The 1,451-nt window shown below is 52.0% G+C and carries 1 protein-coding gene; it reads right to left on the minus strand.

The features are described 5' to 3' along the window. Nucleotides 1-1,451, minus strand: a 1,451-nt coding sequence (locus tag DXZ20_RS00775) for a transglycosylase domain-containing protein (protein ID WP_250565540.1), incomplete at both ends; no start/stop codon positions are given.

Below are 1,451 nucleotides of genomic sequence, written 5' to 3' on the forward strand. Positions count from 1 at the left end.
CAGGAGCAGGCTCTGGCGCAATCGGCGCGGGGGCAGCCACTGGCTCAGGGTCAGATGACGTAACCGCTGGAACAGCCGGGGCCGGGGCCGGGGCCGGAGCAACAGGAGCAGGTGCTGGGGCCGGACGACTGCTACGACCCACTTCCGGTTGTCTTCTTGGAGCTGCAGGCTCGGAAGATGCCGCTGCTGGGGCTGAATTTTCGACAGGTTCAGGTTCTGAACGCTGTGGAGGGGAAGCTTGGGGCTCAGGTTCACTCGAAGAACGGCTGCCTGCCTTGTCTGCCACAACTTTCCTTGGTTTTATGGGTTTTGCCTCAATTGACCCCTTCCGACCTGACAAACGGGGTAGTTCTGGGAATTTTTCCACTGGCAGATCTTCAATGAATTGAGAAACAAACTGCCGCCAGGCGTAAGCCGCTGTACTACTTGCCCCGCGAGTGGGGCTACTATCATCATTACCAAACCAAACACCCACCACCAGCTGAGGCGTAAAACCGATAAACCACAGATCTCGATTTTTCTCAGAGGTTCCTGTTTTTCCTGCTATTTGTCGACCACTAATATAGGCGTTGCTACCAGTGCCACCGTCAACTACACTGCGCATCATCCAGGTCATGATGGCGGCGGAGGTTTCATCAATGGCCGCCTTAGGCTCATCGACAAACTCATACAGCACTTCGCCAGTACGGTTGGTGATTCGCTTAATGCCGTGGGCCTCCACATATTTACCATTGGCAGCTAATGTACCGTAAGCATTTGTAAGCTCCAGCAAATTCACCTCTGAAGACCCTAAAGCCAAGGAATAAGCGGGCAATAAATCTGATTTAATGCCCATCCGTTTAGCTAAGGCAATCACGGGTTCAAAGCCAACTTCCACCAGAACCTTAACGGCCACAATGTTAATGGAGGATGCTAACGCCCTACGGAGTTCAACGTTACCGCTAAAGCGATCGCCGTAGTTTTTAGGCTCATAACCATCGACAACATAGCGGGCGTCAACATAGCCCTTATAGGGAGACATGCCGCTTGCGATCGCAGCACTATAAACAAATGCCTTAAACGTAGAACCAGGCTGGCGCTGAGCTTGAGTAACCCGATTAAACTGACTGTCCTCGAAGTCAGTGCCCCCCACCATTGCATGAACCTGACCAGTCTTAGGATTCAGCGCAACAATTGACCCTTGCTCAAAGCGCTGCCAGCCACTATACTCTTCCAAGACTTCTTCCAGTGTGGTTTCAGCCGCCCGCTGCCATTTAGGGTTCAAGCTAGTTTCCACCACTAGACCACCTGCCTCAATCTCGTCTTGAGAAATCAGCTGAGGCAATTGCTTCTGCACATAAATAGTGAAGTAGGGAAACTCACTATAGAGAAACTTAGGCTCGTTGGGCGTAGTCGTTACCTCACTCTCATAAGCTGTATCGGCCTGGGCCTGAGAAATCACTCCATTTTCC

Source organism: Adonisia turfae CCMR0081, assembly GCF_011009555.1.
In the GTDB taxonomy this organism is placed as follows: Bacteria; Cyanobacteriota; Cyanobacteriia; order Phormidesmidales; family Phormidesmidaceae; genus Leptothoe; species Leptothoe turfae.